20 protein-coding genes are annotated in these 20,447 nt (G+C 69.6%); 3 read left to right on the plus strand and 17 right to left on the minus strand.

The window, feature by feature from the left end:
- Positions 1-4: 4 nt before the first annotated feature.
- From AC0L6F_RS06390 to AC0L6F_RS06400, 3 genes are read right to left on the minus strand one after another with little or no spacing between them, the layout of a single operon-like run.
- Positions 5-1,585 carry an ABC transporter substrate-binding protein gene (locus AC0L6F_RS06390; protein WP_473539599.1) on the minus strand — a complete coding sequence of 527 codons (1,581 nt, stop codon included), beginning with the start codon at positions 1,583-1,585 and terminating at the stop codon, positions 5-7.
- Between the two features lie 56 nt (positions 1,586-1,641).
- A complete protein-coding gene (locus AC0L6F_RS06395) occupies positions 1,642-3,123 on the minus strand; it encodes an aldehyde dehydrogenase family protein (RefSeq protein WP_473539600.1) in 1,482 nt (493 codons plus the stop codon).
- Entirely contained in the window at positions 3,120-4,805 is a 1,686-nt protein-coding gene (locus AC0L6F_RS06400; protein ID WP_473539601.1) for a thiamine pyrophosphate-dependent enzyme, read from the minus strand. Before AC0L6F_RS06400 ends, AC0L6F_RS06395 begins: the two co-directional genes overlap by 4 nt.
- Positions 4,806-4,963: 158 nt before the next feature.
- Here AC0L6F_RS06400 and AC0L6F_RS06405 point away from each other — a divergent pair, with 158 nt between their 5' ends.
- Complete coding sequence (locus AC0L6F_RS06405; protein ID WP_274637643.1) at positions 4,964-5,704, plus strand: FCD domain-containing protein; 741 nt, start codon at positions 4,964-4,966, stop codon at positions 5,702-5,704.
- Positions 5,705-5,730: 26 nt separating this feature from the next.
- On the opposite strand, the gene AC0L6F_RS06410 is transcribed toward AC0L6F_RS06405, so the two are convergent.
- From AC0L6F_RS06410 to AC0L6F_RS06425, 4 genes are read right to left on the minus strand one after another with little or no spacing between them, the layout of a single operon-like run.
- Positions 5,731-6,912, minus strand: coding sequence for a M20 metallopeptidase family protein (locus AC0L6F_RS06410; RefSeq protein WP_473539603.1), 1,182 nt, complete (start codon positions 6,910-6,912; stop codon positions 5,731-5,733).
- Positions 6,909-7,397, minus strand: coding sequence for a hypothetical protein (locus AC0L6F_RS06415; RefSeq protein ID WP_473539604.1), 489 nt, complete (start codon positions 7,395-7,397; stop codon positions 6,909-6,911). Before AC0L6F_RS06415 ends, AC0L6F_RS06410 begins: the two co-directional genes overlap by 4 nt.
- Before the next feature lies 1 nt (position 7,398).
- Positions 7,399-8,601: a Rieske 2Fe-2S domain-containing protein gene (locus AC0L6F_RS06420; protein WP_473539605.1), complete on the minus strand. Its 1,203-nt coding sequence runs from the start codon at positions 8,599-8,601 to the stop codon at positions 7,399-7,401.
- A 57-nt stretch (positions 8,602-8,658) separates the two neighbouring features.
- Positions 8,659-9,621 carry a PDR/VanB family oxidoreductase gene (locus AC0L6F_RS06425; protein WP_473539606.1) on the minus strand — a complete coding sequence of 321 codons (963 nt, stop codon included), beginning with the start codon at positions 9,619-9,621 and terminating at the stop codon, positions 8,659-8,661.
- 107 nt (positions 9,622-9,728) lie between these two features.
- Here AC0L6F_RS06425 and hisC point away from each other — a divergent pair, with 107 nt between their 5' ends.
- Positions 9,729-10,835: a histidinol-phosphate transaminase gene (gene hisC, locus AC0L6F_RS06430; protein ID WP_274637638.1), complete on the plus strand. Its 1,107-nt coding sequence runs from the start codon at positions 9,729-9,731 to the stop codon at positions 10,833-10,835.
- 142 nt (positions 10,836-10,977) lie between these two features.
- On the opposite strand, the gene glmM is transcribed toward hisC, so the two are convergent.
- The 6 genes from glmM to truA all read right to left on the minus strand — a co-directional run bounded on the left by glmM (position 10,978) and on the right by truA (position 15,434).
- Positions 10,978-12,339, minus strand: a complete 1,362-nt coding sequence (glmM, locus tag AC0L6F_RS06435) for a phosphoglucosamine mutase (RefSeq protein WP_473539608.1) — start codon at positions 12,337-12,339, stop codon at positions 10,978-10,980.
- 14 nt (positions 12,340-12,353) lie between these two features.
- A complete protein-coding gene (rpsI, locus tag AC0L6F_RS06440; RefSeq protein WP_274637636.1) occupies positions 12,354-12,836 on the minus strand; it encodes a 30S ribosomal protein S9 in 483 nt (160 codons plus the stop codon).
- 26 nt (positions 12,837-12,862) lie between these two features.
- Positions 12,863-13,309: a 50S ribosomal protein L13 gene (gene rplM / locus AC0L6F_RS06445; RefSeq protein WP_473539610.1), complete on the minus strand. Its 447-nt coding sequence runs from the start codon at positions 13,307-13,309 to the stop codon at positions 12,863-12,865.
- A 227-nt stretch (positions 13,310-13,536) separates the two neighbouring features.
- The gene (locus tag AC0L6F_RS06450) at positions 13,537-13,713 is read right to left on the minus strand and encodes a hypothetical protein (RefSeq protein ID WP_259612526.1); all 177 of its coding nucleotides are present in this window, start codon (positions 13,711-13,713) and stop codon (positions 13,537-13,539) included.
- Between the two features lie 75 nt (positions 13,714-13,788).
- Complete coding sequence (locus AC0L6F_RS06455) at positions 13,789-14,538, minus strand: endonuclease/exonuclease/phosphatase family protein (protein WP_473539611.1); 750 nt, start codon at positions 14,536-14,538, stop codon at positions 13,789-13,791.
- 50 nt (positions 14,539-14,588) lie between these two features.
- Complete coding sequence (gene truA / locus AC0L6F_RS06460; protein ID WP_473539612.1) at positions 14,589-15,434, minus strand: tRNA pseudouridine(38-40) synthase TruA; 846 nt, start codon at positions 15,432-15,434, stop codon at positions 14,589-14,591.
- A 159-nt stretch (positions 15,435-15,593) separates the two neighbouring features.
- Here truA and AC0L6F_RS06465 point away from each other — a divergent pair, with 159 nt between their 5' ends.
- Positions 15,594-17,510: an acyltransferase family protein gene (locus AC0L6F_RS06465; RefSeq protein WP_274637633.1), complete on the plus strand. Its 1,917-nt coding sequence runs from the start codon at positions 15,594-15,596 to the stop codon at positions 17,508-17,510.
- Between the two features lie 268 nt (positions 17,511-17,778).
- Here AC0L6F_RS06465 and rplQ read toward each other — a convergent pair whose 3' ends face one another.
- From rplQ to rpsM, 4 genes are all read right to left on the minus strand, one after another.
- The gene (gene rplQ / locus AC0L6F_RS06470; RefSeq protein WP_473539613.1) at positions 17,779-18,360 is read right to left on the minus strand and encodes a 50S ribosomal protein L17; all 582 of its coding nucleotides are present in this window, start codon (positions 18,358-18,360) and stop codon (positions 17,779-17,781) included.
- A gap of 35 nt (positions 18,361-18,395) precedes the next feature.
- Positions 18,396-19,388 (minus strand): DNA-directed RNA polymerase subunit alpha, encoded by a 993-nt coding sequence (locus tag AC0L6F_RS06475; protein ID WP_274637631.1) that lies wholly within the window; start codon positions 19,386-19,388, stop codon positions 18,396-18,398.
- Positions 19,389-19,535: 147 nt separating this feature from the next.
- Entirely contained in the window at positions 19,536-19,934 is a 399-nt protein-coding gene (gene rpsK / locus AC0L6F_RS06480; RefSeq protein ID WP_129385805.1) for a 30S ribosomal protein S11, read from the minus strand.
- A 31-nt stretch (positions 19,935-19,965) separates the two neighbouring features.
- A complete protein-coding gene (gene rpsM / locus AC0L6F_RS06485) occupies positions 19,966-20,340 on the minus strand; it encodes a 30S ribosomal protein S13 (protein WP_259612530.1) in 375 nt (124 codons plus the stop codon).
- Positions 20,341-20,447 lie beyond the last annotated feature (107 nt).

Here is a 20,447-nt window from a genome sequence, read left to right on the forward strand (position 1 = left end):
CCGATTACTCTGCCACCCGCACCGAGGTCGGGACGACGAGTCCGTTCGAGTTCATCCCGAACGAGACGCCGTTGCCGTAGTACGTCTCGCTGGACTCCGAGAACGGGATCACCGCGGCATCCGCGATGAGGGAGGCCTGAGCCGCTGTCCATGCATCGCAGCTGTCGTCGCCGGCCAGCTTCTGCGCCTTCGCCGCCAGGTCGAAGAACTCCTGATTCGTGTTGTAGGTCCAGTTGCCGCCGTTGGGAGGGAACTCCCCCGACATGATCCCCTGCCACGTGCTGGGCAGCGTGGTGGAGATGGGCGCCCAGATCAGATCCCAGTCGCCGCCCTGGAAGATGACGTCGGTGTAGGCCGGAGAGGGCGTCGGCGTCGCCGTGACACCGATCTTGGCGAGCTCCTGCTGGATCAGCTCGATACCCGATACGGCGGAATCGTCGACGTTTCCGGGGTATAGCAGCACAAGCTTCATCTGCTTGCCGTCCTTCGCACGAGTCCCGTCCGATCCGAGTGTCCAGCCGGCCGCGTCGAGAGCGGACGCGGCGGCGTCGGGGTCGAATGGGTGCACGGCGCTGGTCGCGTCGGCATCGGTGCAGACGTTGCTGAACGTGCTCACAAGCGTCTTCATCGGCTCGCCACGGCCGCTCGTGGACACCTTGCCCACCGCGTCGCGGTCGATCGCCGAGGCGAGCGCCTTGCGCACGGCGGGGTCGTGGGTCGGCCGGCCCTCCGCCTGGTTCGTGAACAGCAGGCCGGGACGGGTCGGCACGACCTGCGATTTCAGGTTCAGCGCATCGAGACGGTCGCGGTCGGGACCGGCGACCATTCCGATGTTGAGCTCGTTCGCCTGCAGCATGTTGGCAGTCGTGGACTCGCTATCGATCACCTTCAGGGTGACCGTCTTGGGGAGGCCAGCCGTCTTCGACGTCACGCCACCAGGGCCCCAGGTGTAGTCGTCTCGCAGAGTGAACGTGTATGTCTGCCCCGGCGAGGAATCGGTCAGCGTGTATGGCCCTGTCCCCAGCGAGGTGGTACCCAGCTGGGTCGGATCCTTGACGCCAGCCGCGCATACGATTGGCATGAGCCCGATCGTCCCAAGCAGGAAGCTCTGCGGATCTGCGCTGGTGAAGGTCACCGTGCCCGCGTCGTCGTCGGCTGCGATGGTCAGTCCCGACGCCGGGAAGTAGACGCCCTTGTACGGCGAGCCGGTCTTCTCCGCGCCCGCGTACTCGAAGCTCGCCTTCACATCGGATGCCGTCAGCGGCGACCCGTCCGCGCAGAGCACGCCGTCCTTGAGCGTGAACTCCACGCTGGTCGTCGACTCGGTCCAGCTGTCGGCGATCTCGCCTTCGGGGTCCTTGCCTGCGGGGAACGAGACGAGCGTCTCATAGGCGTAGGACGCCACGATCTGTCCCGCCTCGGTGGCATTCGTGATCGGGTTGAGCTCGCCCGGATCACCGGTGAGGGAGACGGTGATGTCCCGACTCACGGGGCCGTCGGTTCCGCCTTCGCCACCGCTGCAGGCGGACAGTGCGAGCGCTGCGACGCCGAGGACGCCGAGCAGTGCGATAGGGCCGCGTCTCATGAGTGATCCTTTCAGAGGGATGCTTCTCTGCATCCGGGGTGAATGATTATTATCAATTATGTCGATAGGTGTGTTTCGCGCGTGTAACGATCCGTTTCGATCCCGTCACGATCCGCGAACGCCGATGCTCCCATGACGGTCTTGATCTCGAGAAACTCCTCGAGCCCGCGACGTCCCGCCTCGCGACCGAGCCCGGACTGCTTGTACCCGCCGAAGGGTGCTCCAACGTCGAGTCCTGCGCCGTTGATCCCCACGGTTCCGGTGCGCAGGCGGAGGGCCACCTCCACAGCGCGCCCCTCGTCGGCCGACCAGACGCCGCCGGAGAGCCCATAGTCGCTGTCGTTGGCCAGCGCGACAGCCTCGTCGAGCGTCTCGTATCCGGTGATCGCGAGCACCGGGCCGAAGACCTCCTCGCGGAAGATCCGCATCTCGGGCGTCACGTCGGTGTAGATCGTGGGAGCGACGTAGGCGCCCGGCATGTCCACGTGTTCGTCGCCGCCGACAAGGAGCCGCGCTCCGTCGGCAACGGCATTCTGCATGTGGGCGCGGACGCGTTCCCGCTGTCGGTGCGAGGCCAATGGCCCCATCGCAGTCTCGTTCGCGAACGGATCGCCCGGCTCCCACCGCGACGCCACCGCCACGGCCGCCCGCTCCCACTCGGCGCGCCGGTGCTGCGGCACGAGGACGCGCGTGAGCGCGGCGCAGGTCTGTCCGGCGTTGGCGAAGCAGGACTGCAGGACGCCGGCCACCGACTCGTCGAGCGGGGCATCGTCGAGGATGATGGCCGCCGATTTCCCGCCCAGTTCGAGCGCCACCTTCTTGACGGTGGCCGCCGCCGCGCGGGCGACTTTCTCACCCACGGCCCGAGACCCGGTGAAGCTCACCATATCCACATCCGGATGGGCGACCAGGGGCTCACCCACACCCGCGCCGTCGCCGAAGACGATCGCGACCACGCCGGCGGGCAGGCCGATCTCGTCGAGGATCTGGCCCACGACGGCGGCATTGAGCGGTGCGACCTCGCTCGGCTTGAGAACGACCGTGCATCCGGCCAGCAGCGCGGCGCCGAGCTTGAGCATGATCTGATGCAGCGGGAAGTTCCACGGGGTGATGGCGGCCACCACGCCGACCGGCTCGGTGACGACCAGGCTGCGCGACACGGCTTCGCGCCCGACCAATGCGCGGGCGGCGTCCACGAGGTGGACGAGATCGGCGATCGCGACGCCCACCTGTGCCGTGCGCGCGAACACGATCGGCGCACCCATCTCCGCGGTCAGCGTCTGAGCGAGGCCTTCGCGGTGGCGTTCGAGCCCCGCGGCGAGTCCCTCGACGACCGCTATGCGTTCGGCCATCGAGGTCGCCGCCCATCGGGGAAAGGCGGCGCGAGCCGACGCGACCGCCCGGTCCACGTCATCCGCATCACCGGCGACCACCGCCCCGACAACAGCCCCATCGGCGGGGCTGTCGACCTCGATGACCTCGCGTCCCGGCGTCGGCTGCCACTGCCCGGCGATGTAGTGGCCGATCACGGCGGTCATGCCGTCGGCCCCTGGGCCACGAGCGGCGCCGACGCCAGGTGTGAGCCCGCCGGCAGGGGATCCGGCCGCGGCACACCCTCGTGGATCAGGTGCCACGGCGATGGGAACTCGCCGACCGGGACATCGATGAGGATGGGCTCGTTCGCGGTGACGGCATCGGCCAGCGCAGCGCCCAGCGACGACGGATCGTGCGCGGTGGCGGTCTCGACGCCGAAGGCCCGCGCGAGCGCCGGATAGTCGGGATTCGTGAGGTCGGTCGCGAAGTAGCGGGCGCCGTATCGGTTCTTCTGGATTCGGCGGACATTGCCGTAGTAGCCGTCGTGGAAGACGATGGAGACGAGTCCCAGCCCGTAGCGCTTCATGGTGGACAGCTCCTGCAGCGTCCAGGAGAAGCCGCCGTCGCCGCTGACCGATACCACCGCGCGCTGCGGGTCTGCCGCCTTAACGCCCAATGCCGTCGCGAACCCATAGCCGAGGGTGCCCTGATAGCCGGGTCCGATGTAGGTGCGCGGCTGGTAGGCGGGGTAGCAGGCGCTGGCCGCGTAGCCCACCTGAGTGAACTCGCTGACGAACACGCCGTCCTCTGGGAGCGCTTCGCGGATGACACCGAGGTATTCGCGCTGCGGTGCGATGTCGGCGAACTGCGCGTCCAGCCACGAGCGCACGGCGCCGAATTCTCCGGAGCGGTCCTCGCGCGAAGGATGCCCGAGCTCGGCGGCGAGCGCCTCGAGTCCGAGCCGCGCGTCCGACAGCACGCGCTGGGTCGCCTGGCGGGGACCGTCAAGGTCGGCCGGCTCGGCGTTCATCAGGATCACGGGCGCACCGCCGGTGTCGACCTGGGTGCCGAACGTGGAGACGAAGCGCGTACCGATAGCGAGCACGAGATCGGCCTCGCCGCGGAACGCGCGCAGTGCGAGCCCGTCGAACGCGAGGCGGTGTCGCGCGTCGAGGGCACCGCGACCGTTCTCGGTCATCAGCACGGGCGCCTCGAGCAGTTCGGCGACCTCGCGCAGGGCGGCTGTGGCATCCGCGGCGATCACGCCACCGCCGACGACGATGAGCGGGCGGCGGGCGGCGTGCAGCAACTGGGCGGCTGCACGGATGCTGTGCTCGTCTGGCGCCGTCGGTGCGGCCTCGATCGCCGACGCCGGAGCGGCGCCCGAGAAGGCGGCCAGGGTGTCCGGCGGCACTTCGAGGGCGACCGGGCGGGGGCGCCCGGATGTCAGCTGGCGGAAGGCCTCGGCGACGAGGCCCGGGATCTCATCGGCATTGCGAGCGGATCCGGTCCACTTCGTGAGGGTGCGCAGGATGCCGGTCTGGTCGGGGATCTCGTGCAGGGCGCCGAGTCCCTTCCCGATCGCGTCGGAGTCGATCTGCCCGGCGATCAGCAGCGTGCGGGAGTTCGCCGAGTACCCCGTGGCGATGCCGGAGAGGGCGTTGAGCACACCGGGACCGGGGACCACCATCGCGACGCCGGCCCGCCCTGTGCTGCGCGCGTAGCCGTCCGCCATGTAGGTCGTCGCCTGCTCGTTGCGTGCGCAGATGAAGCGGATCCGATCCGATCGCGCGTAGAGAGCGTCCGCAGCGGCGTCCAACTGCACGCCGGGGATGCCGAAGATCGTGTCCACGCCCTGGGCCATCAGCGATTCTGCGAGCAGGTCCCCACCGGTGTTCTCTGTCATGCCACCCTCTCGACGTCGAGTTCTAGAGGTATGATCATATTCGTTATATCCATTTGTGGCAAATATCCCGCCCTTGCGGCGCGTTTCCGCCACTCGGACGCGCAGCGTTCGTAGGATGTGAAGCGAATGCGCCGCGAGGCGCGAGCATCGGAGGACACATGCCATCGCTCTCGCGGGAGATCGAGTCCGAGCAGCACGCCTTCAGCGGCGGTCGGGCCCGGATCAGCCAGTCGGTCGCCGACGGGCTGATCCGCGAGATCGAGGATCGGATCGCACGCGAGTCCCTGGCACCGGGGTTTCGCATCGGCACGAAACAGGGGCTGTGCGAGCAGTACGGTGTCGCGTCGGCCACGCTCGGCGAGGCCATGCGGGTGCTGCGTGCACGGGGCATCATCGAAGTGCGCCCCGGGCCGGGGGGCGGGTTGTTCGTCGCGCAGCAGTCTCCGCTGATCCGCCTTGCCCACAGCGTGCTGCAGCTGCGCCAGCAGGGCGCCACCGTGAATGACATCGTCGCGGTGCTGGATGCTCTGGACGAGGCGGTGCTGCGGGATGCTGCGGAGCACCGCACGGATGCTGATCTGGAGGCCCTCGACGCCCTCCTGGCGGAACTGACCAGCGTCTGGAGCGATCCGGTCAAGGGTCTGCACTGCAACTGGCGACTCCATCGGCGGATCGCGGAGATCTCACCCAACGCGGTTCTTCGCACGTTCTATCTGAACCTCGTGGACTACATCGAGTCGGAGAGCGTCGGCGACTCCTCGACATTCGACGTCATGGGCTTCCACCCGGATACGGACGAGCGACTGCAGATCCATCGCGATCTCGTCGAGGCGATCCGCACGCGCGACGAGGCGCTGCAGCGCGACGCCATAGTGCGCCACCGCACGCTCGGTCGCTGAGACACTCGGCGTCGGAGGGTTCTCATTCAGAGGTGCCGCAGGGCCAGTGCCGCCAACGCGGCCGCCTGGTCGCCGAGGACCCCATCCTCGAATACCGCTCGCGGTGAGTGGTTCATCTCCGCCTCGGCCGGGTCGAGGTCGGCGGGCGTGGCGCCGAGGAACACGAACGCCCCGGGGACTTCGTTCAGGATGAAGGAGAAGTCCTCGGATGCCATCATCGGAGCCCGCAGCAGTTCGACTCGTTCTGTCCCGAACATGTCGCACAGCACGGCGGCCGCATCCGCGGCCCGTACGGCATCGTTGACGGTGACCGGGTAGGCGATCTCGAGCTCGGCGTCGGCACGACAGCCATGGGCGGCGGCGATCTCCCGCGCCAGAGTGGGCAGTTCGTCGCGCAACTGCTCGAGCGAGCCCCTCGAGAGTGTCCGCACCGTCGCCGACAACTCGGCGGCGTCGGGGATCACATTCACCGCATCGCTCGCCCGCAGCTTCGTGACCGATATGACGACCGGGTCCGTCACCGGAATCCTCCGGGTGATATGGGTCTGCAGGGCGAGGATGATCTCGGCGAGCACGGGGACCGGATCGACGGCCTCGTGCGGACGCGAGCCGTGGCCGCCGCGACCGATGACGCGCACGCGGAGCAGGTTCGCACCGGCCATCAGCGGACCGGGCTTGGTCGAGAAGACACCGGGTGGTCCGGGCATGACGTGGATACCGTAGGCGGCGGCGACGCGGTCGCCGGCGGCATCCAGCACGCCCTCGGCGATCATCCTGGATGCGCCGCCGCCCGCTTCCTCCCCGGGCTGGAACATCAGAACCACCGCTCCGTGGATCCGCTCGCGGTGCGCGGCCAGCAGCCGGGCGGCGCCGACGAGGCCGGCGACGTGAAGGTCGTGCCCGCACGCGTGCATGGCACCGTTGGTCGCGGCGAAGTCCAGACCCGTCTCCTCATCGACCGGCAGCGCGTCCATGTCGGCGCGAAGCAGCACGGCGGGCCCGGGCTCCGCACCGCGCAGGACCGCCGTCACCGACCCGAGCCCACTCCCGGTCACGATCTCCAACGGCAGCCCGGCGAGCTCATCGAGCACCGCTTTCTGTGTCCGCGGCAGAGCGAAGCCCACCTCCGGGTCGACGTGCAGCCGACGGCGCAAGGCGACCAGGGCGGGGAGCAATCGCGCCGCTTCGGCGCGAAGGTCGGGCGTCACGAGGCGAGTCCCGCGAGGGCGGCATCCAATGCCGTGGCGTCGACGTCGACGATGCCGCGGGACGGGTCGACGCGCACGACCACGCCGTCGCGCACCTCGTCGGTCGCGTGCAGATCGACCACCGATCCGTCGATCCACGCCCAGGGCAGCCCGCGGGCATATGCGCGGATCGTGGCCAACTTGTCGAACTGCACAGGCAGGAATGGCCACGGTTCGTCGGGCAGGCCGAGGGCCGTCGCGAAGGCGGTGTGCGCGTTGTGGCCCCATTCCGACGCCCAGACGATCTCGTAGCGTTCGGCCAGGCGATGGATGACGGCGGGCGCGGCATCCGGCACCGCGACATCCCGCACCCAACGACCCCAGGCCGACACGTGGTGGATCGTGACCGGCACGGTCGGCTCGCTCTCGATGACGACGACGTCACTGATCCCGAGCACCACCAGGGGACGGTCGCCACGTGGCGGCCGCGCATCGTATCTCGTCATGTCAGTCCTCGACGGCTTCGGCCAGCAGGGGTGCCACTGCGGCACCCTCGAAGTAGTTTCCCCCCTCGATCCGCACGACGTCGTCCGACGGGTCGAAGAGCACGCCCACCGGATCGCCGCCGGACGCGACGAGCTTGGCTTGCTTGGCCATCATCCGGCGCACCATCGCAACCCCCTGATCGGTGGTCGTCAGGTGGTCGTCGCTGTGCAGCGAGATCTTGCCCTGCGACCCCTGGGCCTCGTAGTCCCCGGGCAGCCGCTGGTGCTCGAGCGGCGTGAGGTCCTTCCATGCCTTGCCTTCGTGCGTCGAACGCAGCTTGCGCAGGAAGTCGGGATCGGCATCCCGAGCGACGGTGAAGATGCGGAAGTTCGTGTCGTCCATGGGCACCACCCAGCCGATCATGTTCGTCTGTCCGGAGGCGAGCTTCGGACTGGCGACGACGCGCAGGTTCGGGAACATCACCTCGGTGACCCGACGCAGCTGCCGACCGTCGCCGAGGGCGCGCATCTGGGTCGAGCGCACTCCGCTGGGCGTGTACTCGTATGTCACCTCAGGAATGAGCGCCATCTCGGGCGTGAACTGGTTCCCGCTGAAACGCGCATGCAGGATCGGGACGTGGAACGGGTCCATCACGTTCTCCCAGTGCTGCAGCCAGTTGAAGTCGAGAACGACCGGCCCGCCGCCGCCGACGCCTTCGTCATCCGCGATGAGGACCTCCCCGTCGGCGAGGTTCTCGAACGTGTCATAGTGGGGAAGGAGTGGCTTCTTCTCAGGCGGGCCCATGTACGTCCAGATGAGGCCGTACAGCTCCCGCACCGGATACCACGGCTGGCGCACCCGGTCGCGGTGCAGCCCGAGCTCCGGCTCGCAGGGCTGCTCAAGGCACGTGCCCTGGGGGTCGAAAACCCACCCGTGATAGCAGCAGCGGATACCGTCATCCTCGACCCCCCCGAAGAACAGCGATGCGCCGCGATGGATACACCGAGGGTGCAGCAGGCCCGCCACGCCCTTGCGCGTACGGAAGAGGATGAGCTCCTCCCCCAGCACCTTCACCTGGATCGGACGGGTCGTCGCGTCCTCCGACTTCGCAATCGGCTGCCAGTAGCGGCGTAGGACCTCCCCGAACGGGGTGCCCGGGCCGACCTGGGCGAGTTCGTAGATCGGCGTCCCTTGGGCCAGCCCGTAAGCGGTTCCGGTGTCCATGTCTCGTCTCCCTGCGTTGTTATCGTCGGATTCGGTTCTGGTCTGATGCCGTCGTGGTCAGATGTCCAGCACCAGCATCGGGAGCTTGGATCGCGAGACGCAGATCATCATCGTCTCGTTGGCCTCCCGCTCGTCCGGGGTCAGAATGCTGTCACGATGATCGGCCTCGCCATCGATGATCGAGGTCTCGCACGTGCCGCACACGCCCTCCAGACAGGAGCTTGGCGCCGGGATCCCGGCCTGCTCGAGCATTTCGAGGATTGTGCAGTGCGGTTCGACCGCGACTCTGAGCCCCGACCTCCTCGCCTCGACCTCGAAGGTCTCGCCATCCCCGGCATCGGCATAGACCTTAGGCTGGAAGCGCTCCATGTGCAGCACGCCCCGGGGCCAGGAGTCGCTGAGCTCTTCGAGGGCGTCGAGCATGCGGGCGGGGCCGCACGCATACACCGCGTCCGACTCGCGCACCGCGCCGATCCACTCCGCCAGTTCCAGACGCGGATCGTGATCGGAGGAGACCACCGTGACCTCGGGCCCGCTGAGGAGCGGATGCCGCAGATACGCCATCCGCTCCCGCGCCCGGCCGAGATAGGCCAGGCGCCACGGACGTCCGGCTGCGGCCGCGGCGCGGATCATCGGCAGGACCGCGGTGATCCCGATGCCTCCGGCGACGAAGACGGCCCGGGCGGACTCCGCGAGCGCGAAGTTGTTGTGCGGCACGCCGGCGGTCACGTGCTGACCCGGACGCAGCTCCCTGTGGACGTACCGCGAGCCGCCGCGACTGATCTCCTCGCGCAGGATGGCGACCTGCCATGCGGAACGATCGTCGGGATCCGAGCACAGCGAGTACTGCCGCTCCACCTCGTTCGGCAGCCGCAGATCGATGTGCGCGCCGGGTGTCCAGACGGGCAGGTCCGCGCCGTCCGGGCGTTCGAGGCTCAGCAGCAGAACATCGTCGGCTTCCCAGCGCATCGTCCGGACGATGAGGTCGAGCCGCTCCCGGGTCGTCGTCGCTGCCGCCACTGCTCCTCCTCGAACGCACGAGGGCCGTCGTGCGGATATTCCCAACAATGGTTATTATCAATTGATTGGTACGGCGAGTCAAATGCTTGCCGGAGAAGGAGTTGAGGATGTCGACGACAGGAGTACGCGTGCGCCATGATCTGGACGCGGTCCCCGCCTACACGCAGGGGCGCTCGGCGTCTGCGGGTACCGAGGGGGAGGCCTTCAAGATCTCGTCGAACGAGAATCCCTATCCCCCGTTGCCGTCCGTGGTGGATGCCGTCGCGGCGGCGCTCGGCCGGATGAACAGGTATCCCGAATCCGCAGCATCCGCCCTCATCGCCCGCCTCGCGCACGACCTCGACGTCGATCCGGCCGCCATCGTGCTCGGCGCCGGGTCGATCGAGGTGGTTTCGCAGCTGATCCGTGCCACGTCCGGCCCGGGCGATGAGGTGCTCTACGCGTGGCGCTCGTTCGAGGCGTATCCGATGCTCGTGCGCGCCGCCGGCGCCATCCCGCTCGAAGTGGCACTGACGACGGACCACCGCCACGACCTGTCAGCGATGCTCGCAGCGATCACGGACCGGACACGCCTGATCATCGTGTGCAATCCGAACAACCCCACGGGGACGACCGTCGGGTCGACCCAGCTCGAGGAGTTCCTGCGGGCAGTGCCTGCGACGATTCCCGTGCTCGTGGACGAGGCGTACCTGCATTTCAACCGCCGCGTCGACACGGCCGTCGGGATGGACCTGTTCCGCCGGTACCCGAACGTCGTCGTCGCGCACACGTTCTCCAAGGCCTACGGCCTGGCCGGCATGCGGATCGGCTATGCGTTGGCACCCGAGACCATCGCCGTCGCCATGCGCAAGATGGCGGTGCCGTTCGGCGTCACCACGCCCGCGCAGGTCGCGGCGCTCGCCTCGCTCCAGGCCGCGGACGAGCTCGAGGAGCGAGTGGATGCGCTCATCGGTGAGCGCGAGCGGGTCGTGCGCACACTGGGCGAGGCCGGCCTCCGGCTGCCCGAGGCAGAGACGAACTTCGTCTGGTTCCCGCTCGGCGACGACACCACGGCCGCAGCAATGGTGTTCGAATCGCATGGCCTCATCGTGCGTGCGTTTCCCGGGGAGGGGTTCCGTGCCACGATCGCCGAGGCCGAGGCGAACGATCGGATCATCGCCGCGACGGCGGAGCTCGTCGACCGGGGTCTCGCCATGCGAATCCTGCGCGCTTGACGCCGCGCGCCCGGCCCCGCGCCCTCTCGCGAGATCACGTTCGTGCACGCGCGGAGCGGGCTCGGATTCCGTGCCCGTGCCCGTGCCCGTGCACAAGCGTGATCGCGGCGATGGAGCGGGAGCGCGGGTTGCCGCGGGCCCGCTACGCCGGCAGCGCGAGGTGCTCGCGCACGACGTCGGCCAGGCGGCCGGCGATCTGCGACGCCGCGTCGACGTCGGCCGCCTCGACCATGACCCGCACCAGCGGCTCGGTGCCCGAGGCGCGCAGCAGCACCCGGCCGGTGTCGCCCAGCGCGGCCTCGGCCTCGGCGACCGCGGCGGCCACGTCGGCGTGCGCGACCTGGGTGCGATCCACCCCGCGCACGTTGACGAGCACCTGCGGGTACACGGTCATCACCGAGGCCAGCTCGGCGAGCGACTTGCCGGTGGCCGCCATCCGTGCCAGCAGGTGCAGGCCGGTGAGCAGCCCGTCTCCGGTGGTGGCGAACTCGCTCATGATGACGTGGCCGGACTGCTCACCGCCGAGCGAGAAGCGCCCCTCGTTCATGCGCTCGAGCACGTACCGGTCGCCCACGGCGGTCTGCTCGACGTGGATGCCCTGCTCGGCCATCGCCCGGTGCAGCCCGAGGTTACTCATCACGGTGGCCACCAGGGTGTCGTCCGCGAGCGTGCCGCGCTCCTTCATCGCCACGGCGAGGATCGCCATGATCTGGTCGCCGTCGACCGGCCTGCCCTCGGCATCCACCGCCAGGCATCGGTCGGCGTCGCCGTCGTGGGCGATGCCCACGTCGGCCCCGAGCTCCACGACCCGCGCGGCCAGCTTGTCGATGTGGGTCGATCCGACGCCGTCGTTGATGTTCACGCCGTCGGGGTCGGCCCCGACCACCGTCACGGTCGCGCCGGCATCCCGGAACGTCTCCGGCGACACACCGGATGCTGCCCCGTTGGCGCAGTCCAGGACGACGTGGATGCCGTCCAGCCGGTGCGGCAGCGACTGCAGCAGGTGCACGACGTAGCGGTCCTCGGCATCCGCGAACCGGCGGATCCGGCCGACGTCGGCGCCGGTCGGCAGCAGCTTCGCGCCGCTGAGGGCGGCCTCGATGCGCTGCTCGACGATGTCGGGGAGCTTCACGCCGCCACGGGCGAAGATCTTGATGCCGTTGTCGGGTGCCGGATTGTGGGATGCCGAGACCATCACGCCGAAGTCGGCGTCGATCGATCCCACCAGATAGGCGGCGGCCGGCGTCGGGATGACGCCGGCGTCGAGCACGTCCACACCGGATGCCGCGAGCCCGGCCGAGACCGCCGCGGAGAGGAACTCGCCGGACACGCGCGGGTCGCGGGCCACGACGGCGGTGAGCCGTTTGCCCGCGGCGCGGCGCGCCTCGGCGGAACGGCCCTGGCCCAGGACGACCGCGGTCGCCTGGGCCAGGGACAGAGCGAGATCGGCGGTGAGGGAGCCGTTGGCCAGCCCCCGCACCCCGTCCGTGCCGAAGAGCGGCATGCAGACGGTCCCGATCAGCGCTTCGAGTACTGAGGAGCCTTGCGGGCCTTCTTCAGACCGGCCTTCTTGCGCTCCTTGACGCGCGCGTCGCGAGAGAGGAAGCCGGACTTCTTCAGCGTCGGGCGGTTGTTCTCGAGGTCGATCTCGTTCAGCGCACGGGCGATGCCCAGGCGCAGAGCGCCAGCCTGGCCCGAGTCGCCGCCGCCGTGGATGCGGGCGATCACGTCGTACGCGCCGGTCAGGTTCAGGACCGTGAACGGGTCGGTGACCAGCTGCTGGTGCAGCTTGTTCGGGAAGTAGTCCTCGAACGCGCGGCCGTTGACGGTGATGGTGCCGGTACCGGGGATCAGGCGCACGCGGGCGATCGCCTGCTTGCGGCGGCCGACGGCCGCGCCGGGGACGCTGAGCACCGGACGGGGGGCCGCCTCGACGACCTCTTCGGCCGGCGTCTCGGTGGAGAAGCTGGTGTTTTCGGTGGAGTCCTGGATATTCGCCACGAGTGTGTCCTTTGTGTCTGCGGCGCTTACTGGGCGACCTGGTCGAAGATGTACTGCTTGGGCTGCTGCGCGGCGTGCGGGTGCTCCGCGCCGACATAGACCTTCAGCTTGCTCAGCTGCTGGCGGCCCAGGCTGTTCTTGGGGAGCATGCCGCGCACGGCCTTCTCCACGGCGCGGACCGGGTTCTTCTCCATCAGCTCGCCGTAGGACACGGACTTCAGGCCGCCCGGGTAGCCCGAGTGGCGGTAGGCCATCTTCTTCTGGAGCTTCTGACCGGTCAGAGCGACCTTGTCCGCGTTGATGATGACGACGAAGTCGCCGGTGTCGAGGTGGTTCGCGAAGCTCGCCTTGTGCTTGCCGCGCAGAAGCGCTGCGGCGTGCGAGGCGAGGCGGCCGAGCACGACGTCGGTGGCGTCGATGACCAGCCAGTCACGCTGGATCTGACCAGCCTTGGGGGTGAAAGTGCGCGTCACGGAAGTGCTGCTTTCTTGTTCGAACGGAGAGGTTCGTGAATCCCACTCCGGGGTGGTTCTGCGGCAGGGCCGCCGAACACGCCAGTGGAGGGCTCACGTTCGTGGAAACGCCGGCAGGGCGGCGCACCAAAGGGAGAGTCTACGGCATGCGGATGCCGCGGCCAAATGCGCGGCCGACACAGCACAGCGCCGGCATCCGCTCGCGGGTGCCGGCGCTGTGCGAGAGGTCAGGGCAGCTCGCTGCTCTTGTGGTCGTGCCGCGACTTGTGCATCGGGATGCCGATGGCGGCGGCGCAGAGCAGCACTCCGAGGACGAAGATGACGGACTGCCATCCATCGACGAACGGCGCGTAGCCGAAGCATGCGAACCCTGCGACGAAGAGCAGGAAGCAGACGATGAACATGCGGATCCTTCCCGGAGGTCTGTGCTGACTTCAGGCTACCGCGTTCTCGGCCGTCCGGCGGACACGACGGCGCTGTCAGGATGCGGCGGCCAGGCCGCGATCGGGGTCCGAGTCGCCCTCCTGGTCCGATTCCCCGGTCGCCGGCTCGCTCACCGGATGGGTCATCCGCGCGGTGACGAGGATCGGCAGGTGGTCGCTCAGGCCCTGCGGCAGCGTGCGGATGCGCTCGATGTCGAACCCCATCGACGTGGCGAAGTCGTAATGCCCGCGGAAGTACCGGTACCGCGTGTAGGTGCGGGCGTCGCTGAGCGTGAGCTCGTACCCCTGCTCACGCACCTTCTGGCCGAGGTTCTCCTTGAACACGGGGTAGTTGTAGTCCCCGACCATGAGCGCCGGCAGGCCGTCGCCGAGCTCCTGCAGCTCGGCGAGCGCCGCGTGGATCTGGTGGCGCCGCAGCGAGTTCAGCGCGGTCAGCGGCGCGGCGTGGAACGAGGCCACGATCAGGTCGCGGCCCTGGTCGATGTCGTGCAGGCGCACCCCGAGCATCCGCTCTTCGGCCGGCTTGAGCACCCGGTCGTGCAGGGACTTCTTCAGCGACATCGACCGGATCTCGATCGGGCGGTACATGCTCATCCGGAAGTAGACGGCCAGGCCCAGCCGGTTGCGATGGGTGACGTCGGCGAGTCGAAGTCCCGCGATCTGAGCCGGGATGTCGGCGGTGTCGCACTCCTGCAGACAGAGCAGGTCGGCACCGTGCCGGTCCACCAGCGTCGCCAGTTCGGCGGCGGCGCGATGCTTGCGGAGGTTGTACGAGAGCAGCTTCATCCTGCTCTCCAGGGTAGCCGCGTCCCACGTGCGTCGGCCGGATGCTGAGGCTATTCGCGGTCTCGGCGGGCCCGCGTCTGCTCGGCCCGGACTGCCAGCAGCTCGTCGGCGGGATAGCCGACCTCGGCGAGGGTGAGCCCGCGCCCGGCCAGCACCGTGAACGCGCTGGTGCGCTGCCCCGCGTCGCGCAGGGTCGCGACATCCGCGACGCTCAGCCGGCCCGCGCCCACCGCGGTGCACGCGCCGACCAGGGCGCGCACCATGGAATGGCAGAACGCGTCGGCGCGCACGTTGGCGATCAGGAACCCGTCGTCGTCGCGGTGCCAGTCGAACTCGAGCAGCGTGCGGATCGTCGTGGCCTCGTCCCGGGGCTTGCAGTAGGCGGCGAAGTCGTGCAGCCCGGTCAGCGACCGGGCCGCGGCATCCATCGCCTCGACGTCCAGGCGCGCATGCACGGTCGTGGTGCGCGCCCGCTCGAGCGGATCGTAGCCGCCCACCTCGTCGGCGATCCGGTACTCGTACCGGCGCCACACCGCCGAGAACCGGGCATCGAAGCCGTCGGGCGCCGTGCCGGTGCGATGCACCGTCACGTCGGGGTATCCGCCCAGCACACCGCGGACGCGGTGCGCGAGCCGTTCCACGGGGTCGGATGCGGCATCCCGCCGCGTCTGCGTGAACAGGCGCGCACGCTGCTCGGCGTCCAGATCCAGGTGCGCGACCTGGCCGCTCGCGTGCACGCCGGCATCGGTGCGCCCGGCCACCACCAGGCGCGGTTCGCCGCCGACGATCCGGGCGAGCGCCTGCTCGAGGGCGCCCTGCACCGTGCGCAGCCCGGGCTGTCGGGCCCACCCGCGGAAGTGGGTGCCGTCGTAGGCGATGTCGAGCCGGATGCGCACGAAATCAGCGTAGCGGCGGGGCGCCGGCACTCCGGGCGCGTGCGGTCTCCGCCACGGGATGACGGTGGGCCGGATCAACGGTCTCAGCCGGGGTCCGCACCGTAGACTGGGTCGGGCGCGGCGCGGTTCCCCGGACCAGCCCGCCGCAGCCGCCCCGCCATGACGACTCCCGCCCCTTCTCTGCCCCCGCGCGCCCGATTCACCGGGCTCGACGGGCTCCGTGCCGTGGCCGTCGTGCTGGTCGTGGTGTACCACCTGTTCCCCGGCTGGTGGCTGCGCAGCGGGTTCATCGGGGTCGACGTCTTCTTCGTGATCAGCGGATTCCTCATCACCTCGCTGCTGCTGCGGGAACGGGAGCGCACCGGCCGCATCGCCCTGGTCGACTTCTGGCGCCGCCGCGCCCGCCGTCTGCTGCCGGCGCTGGCGCTGCTGGTGACGGTCACGGCGACGTGGGCATGGATGATCGGCGGCGACGTGCTCGTGCGCCTGGGCTGGCAGGTGGCCGGCGCGATCACCTTCAGCTACAACTGGGTGTCGGTCGCGGGCGGCTCGGACTACTTCACCGCCGGCACCCCCGAGCTTCTGCGCAACCTGTGGTCGCTGGCGGTCGAGGAGCAGTTCTACCTGGTGTGGCCGCTCCTGCTGCTCGTGCTGCTGTTCCTCCCGCGCCGGTGGGCGCGCGCTGCGGCCTCCCTCGCGGCCGCGGTCGCGTCGGCGTGGTGGATGGCTGCGGTGGTCTCCGGCGGCGGCGGCCTCACCCGCGCCTACTTCGGCACCGACACGCACGCGTTCGGCCTGCTGCTCGGGGTCGCGCTCGCGGTGGGACTGCAGCGGGTCCTCACCGCGCCACCGGCATGGATGCTGCGCACCGGCGCACGCGCGACGGGTGCCGCCGTCGGCACGGTCGCGCTGGCCGGCCTGTTCGCGATCGCGCTCCTGCCCGAACAGCCCGACACCATCACCTTCCCGGGCACCCTGGCCGCCGCCAGCGTGCTGACCGCGATCGTGATCGTGGCCGGCACCGCCGCCGGTTCGGCACTGGGCCCGGCGCTGGATGCCGGCCCCCTGCGCTGGATCGGCGACCGGTCGTACAGCATCTACCTGTGGCACTGGCCGCTGCTCGTGCTGATCGCCGCCATGACCGGACGCACCGCCGGCAGCGACCCGCTTCCGGCCTGGATCGGCGGACTCGTCCTCGTGCTCACGGTGCTGTGCGCGGCCGCCTCGCACCGCTTCGTCGAGCAGCCTGTGCGCCGGTACGGATTCCGCGGCTCGCTGCGCCGGCTGCACCGGCATCTGGTCGGTCCGCCGGGTGCGCGACTGCGGGCGATCGGCGTGCTGGTGGGTGGCGCTGCCGTCATTGCCGGCACCACCGCCGCCATCCAGGTCGCGCCGGCCGAGTCATCCGCTCAGTCCGTCGTGCAGGCCGGCCAGCGCGCGCTCGAGCAGGACGCCGGGCCGCGGCCGCCGCTGCTTGCCGCTGACCAGGCCGATCACCCCTCCGGCGGCGCCGCACCGGCCGCCGTGACCGGTGCACAGATCGACGCGATCGGCGACTCGGTCATGCTCGCCTCGGCTCCCGCCCTGATGCAGCGCTACCCCGGCATCCACATCGATGCGAAGGTCTCGCGGTCGATGTGGACCGCCCCCGGACTGGTGGATGCGCTCGTCCGCGATCGCGCGCTGCGCCGCTATGTCGTGCTCGGCCTCGGCACGAACGGTGCGATCGACCGGGGTTCGCTCGATCACGTGGTCGCCGCCCTCGGACCGCGGCGTCACCTCGTGCTGGTGACCGCCTATGCCGACCGGTCGTGGATCCCGGGCGTCAACCGGGCCCTGCGCGACTACGCCGCCGCCCACCCGGAGGTGATCGTCGCCGACTGGGCCGCCGCGATCGATCCGCACCGGCAGCTGCTGGCCGGGGACGGCATCCACCCGGGCGAGGCGGGCGGCCGCATCTACGCCCGCACCGTGGCCGACGCGATCGATGCGGCGCAGCGCGCGCACGCCGCGCAGCACGAGCAGATGGTGCTGCGGGCCTGCCGGCTCGCCCAGCCCACCGACATCGCCCTCTGACCGGCCGGCGGCGCTCCGCCGCTCTCCTGCCCTGCCCACCGCATCCTGCCCGCCGCGTGCGCCGCGGCGCCGCGTGCGCCGCGGCGCCGCGTGATCCGCGTGCAGAACTCCGGAGATCCGTGCGGCACATCGGCCGGACGGCGGCGCGTCGCCGCCCCACGGCCGGTTTCTCCGGAGTTCTGCACGCGCCCGGCTGACCGCGGCGGCCGAGACGACGAAACCCGCGGGCCAGAGGGCCCGCGGGTTTCGATCAGATGTGCAGGGAGCGCTACTCGGACTTCTCCTCGGCAGCGTCCTCGGCCGGCGCCTCGGCGGCAGCGGCCTCCGGGGTCTCGTCGGCGGCGGCGCCCTCGTCCACGGCGGCGTCCTGCGCGGGGGCCTCCTCGACCGGAGCGTCCTCGACCGGAGCGTCATCGGCCGGGGCCTCTTCCGCGGGAGCCTTCTCGGCCTTCGGAGCGGCCGACTGCTTCACCGGCGACGCCTTCTTGGTCACGGGCTCGAGGACGAGCTCGATGACGGCCATGGGGGCGTTGTCGCCCTTGCGGTTGCCGACCTTGGTGATGCGGGTGTAGCCGCCCTCACGGTCGGCCACCAGCGGCGCGATCTCGGTGAACAGGACGTGCACGACGTCCTTGTCGCCGATGACGCCGAGCACGCGACGACGCGCGTGCAGGTCGCCGCGCTTGGCGAACGTGATCAGCCGCTCGGCGACGGGACGCAGGCGCTTGGCCTTGGTCTCGGTCGTCTTGATCGACTTGTGCGTGAACAGTGCGGCAGCGAGGTTCGCCAGCAGCAGGCGCTCGTGTGCGGGGCCGCCTCCGAGGCGGGGTCCCTTCGTGGGCTTAGGCATTCTCAATTACTCCAGGTGAATGAGTCGATGAAAGATCAGGCGTTCTCGGCGTCGTCGTATCCGCCGTAGAAGTGCGCGCCGTCGAATCCGGGCACGGAGTCCTTCAGCGACAGGCCGAGCGAGACGAGCTTGTCCCGCACCTCGTCGACCGACTTCTGTCCGAAGTTGCGGATGTTCATCAGCTGCGTCTCGGACAGGGCGACCAGCTCCGAGACGGTGTTGATGCCCTCGCGCTTGAGGCAGTTGTACGAGCGGACCGACAGGTCGAGGTCCTCGATCGGCATCGACAGCTCGGTCGAGACGACGGTCTCGACCGGCGCGGCGCCGATCTCGATGCCCTCGGCGTCGACGTTCAGCTCGCGGGCCAGGCCGAACAGCTCGGTCAGGGTGCGACCGGCCGAGGCGACCGCGTCGCGCGGCGAGATCGCCGGCTTGGTCTCCACGTCCAGGACCAGCTTGTCGAAGTCGGTGCGCTCACCGGCACGGGTGGCGTCCACGCGGTAGCTGACCTTGAGCACCGGCGAGTAGATCGAGTCGACCGGCACCTGGCCGGCCTCGGCGTACTCGTTGCGGTTCTGCGTGGCCGACACGTAGCCGCGGCCGCGCTCGATGGTCAGCTCGAGCTCGAAGCGCGCGGTGTCGTTCAGCGTCGCGATGACCAGCTCGGGGTTGTGCACCTCGACGCCAGCCGGGGCGGAGATGTCGGCGGCGGTGACCTCACCGGCACCGGTCTTGCGCAGGTACGCGGTGATGGGCTCGTCGCGCTCGCTCGAGACCACGAGCTGCTTGATGTTCAGGATGATCTCGGTGACATCCTCCTTCACACCCGGAATGGTGCTGAACTCGTGGAGGACGCCGTCGATGCGGATGCTGGTGACAGCCGCGCCGGGGATCGACGACAGGAGGCTGCGGCGCAGCGCATTGCCGATCGTGTAGCCGAAGCCGGGCTCGAGCGGCTCGATGACGAAGCGGCTGCGGAACTCCCCGATCTTCTCCTCGGTCAGGGTGGGACGCTGTGCAATGAGCACTATGTGTTCCTTTCGTGCGACGTGCCCGCTATATGACACGTGCAGTTGATGAGGTGTTGAGTTTTCTCCAGGGGATGCCGAGACCCTCGGCATCCGGAAGCGGATGAGTGCCGGATGCCTGGGTCACAGGCATCCGGCACGGGAATCTCAGACGCGGCGGCGCTTGGGCGGGCGGCAGCCGTTGTGCGCCTGCGGCGTCACGTCCTGGATCGAGCCCACCTCGAGGCCGGCGGCCTGCAGCGAACGGATCGCCGTCTCGCGACCCGAGCCCGGGCCCTTCACGAAGACGTCGACCTTCTTCACGCCGTGGTCGGCGGCCTGGCGGGCGGCCGACTCGGCGGCCATGCCGGCCGCGTACGGGGTGGACTTGCGCGAGCCCTTGAAGCCCACGCCGCCTGAGGACGCCCAGCTGATCACGGCACCCGAGGGATCCGTGATCGAGACGATCGTGTTGTTGAACGTCGACTTGATGTGGGCCTGGCCCAACGCGATGTTCTTCTTCTCCTTGCGACGCGGCTTGCGCGCGGCGCTCTTGGCCTGTGCCATGCGATTCTCCTAAAAACCCTGGGGGCGCTGGTTAGCGCGCCTTCTTCTTGCCGGCGACGGTGCGCTTCGGGCCCTTGCGGGTGCGCGCGTTCGTCTTGGTGCGCTGGCCGCGCACGGGCAGGCCGCGACGGTGGCGCAGGCCTTCGTAGGAGCCGATCTCGACCTTGCGGCGGATGTCGGCGGCCACCTCACGGCGAAGGTCACCCTCCACCTTGTAGGTGCCCTCGATGTGATCGCGCAGGGCGATCAGCTGGTCGTCGGTGAGGTCCTTGACGCGGATGTTCTCGTCGATCTGGGTGGCCTTCAGGATTTCGTCGGACCGCGTGCGGCCGATCCCGTAGATGTAGGTCAGTGCGATCACCACGCGCTTATCGCGCGGGATGTCGACGCCGGCAAGACGTGCCATGCGGCTCTCCTAGGAGTGTGTGGAGGTGTGGAGCAGGATCGGTGCCCGGGCCTCCGCCCCGAGGTGTCCCCCTTGCGGGTTCTGATCCTGCCTGTCAGTGATATCGA

The organism is Microbacterium sp. G2-16M, from assembly GCF_055809115.1.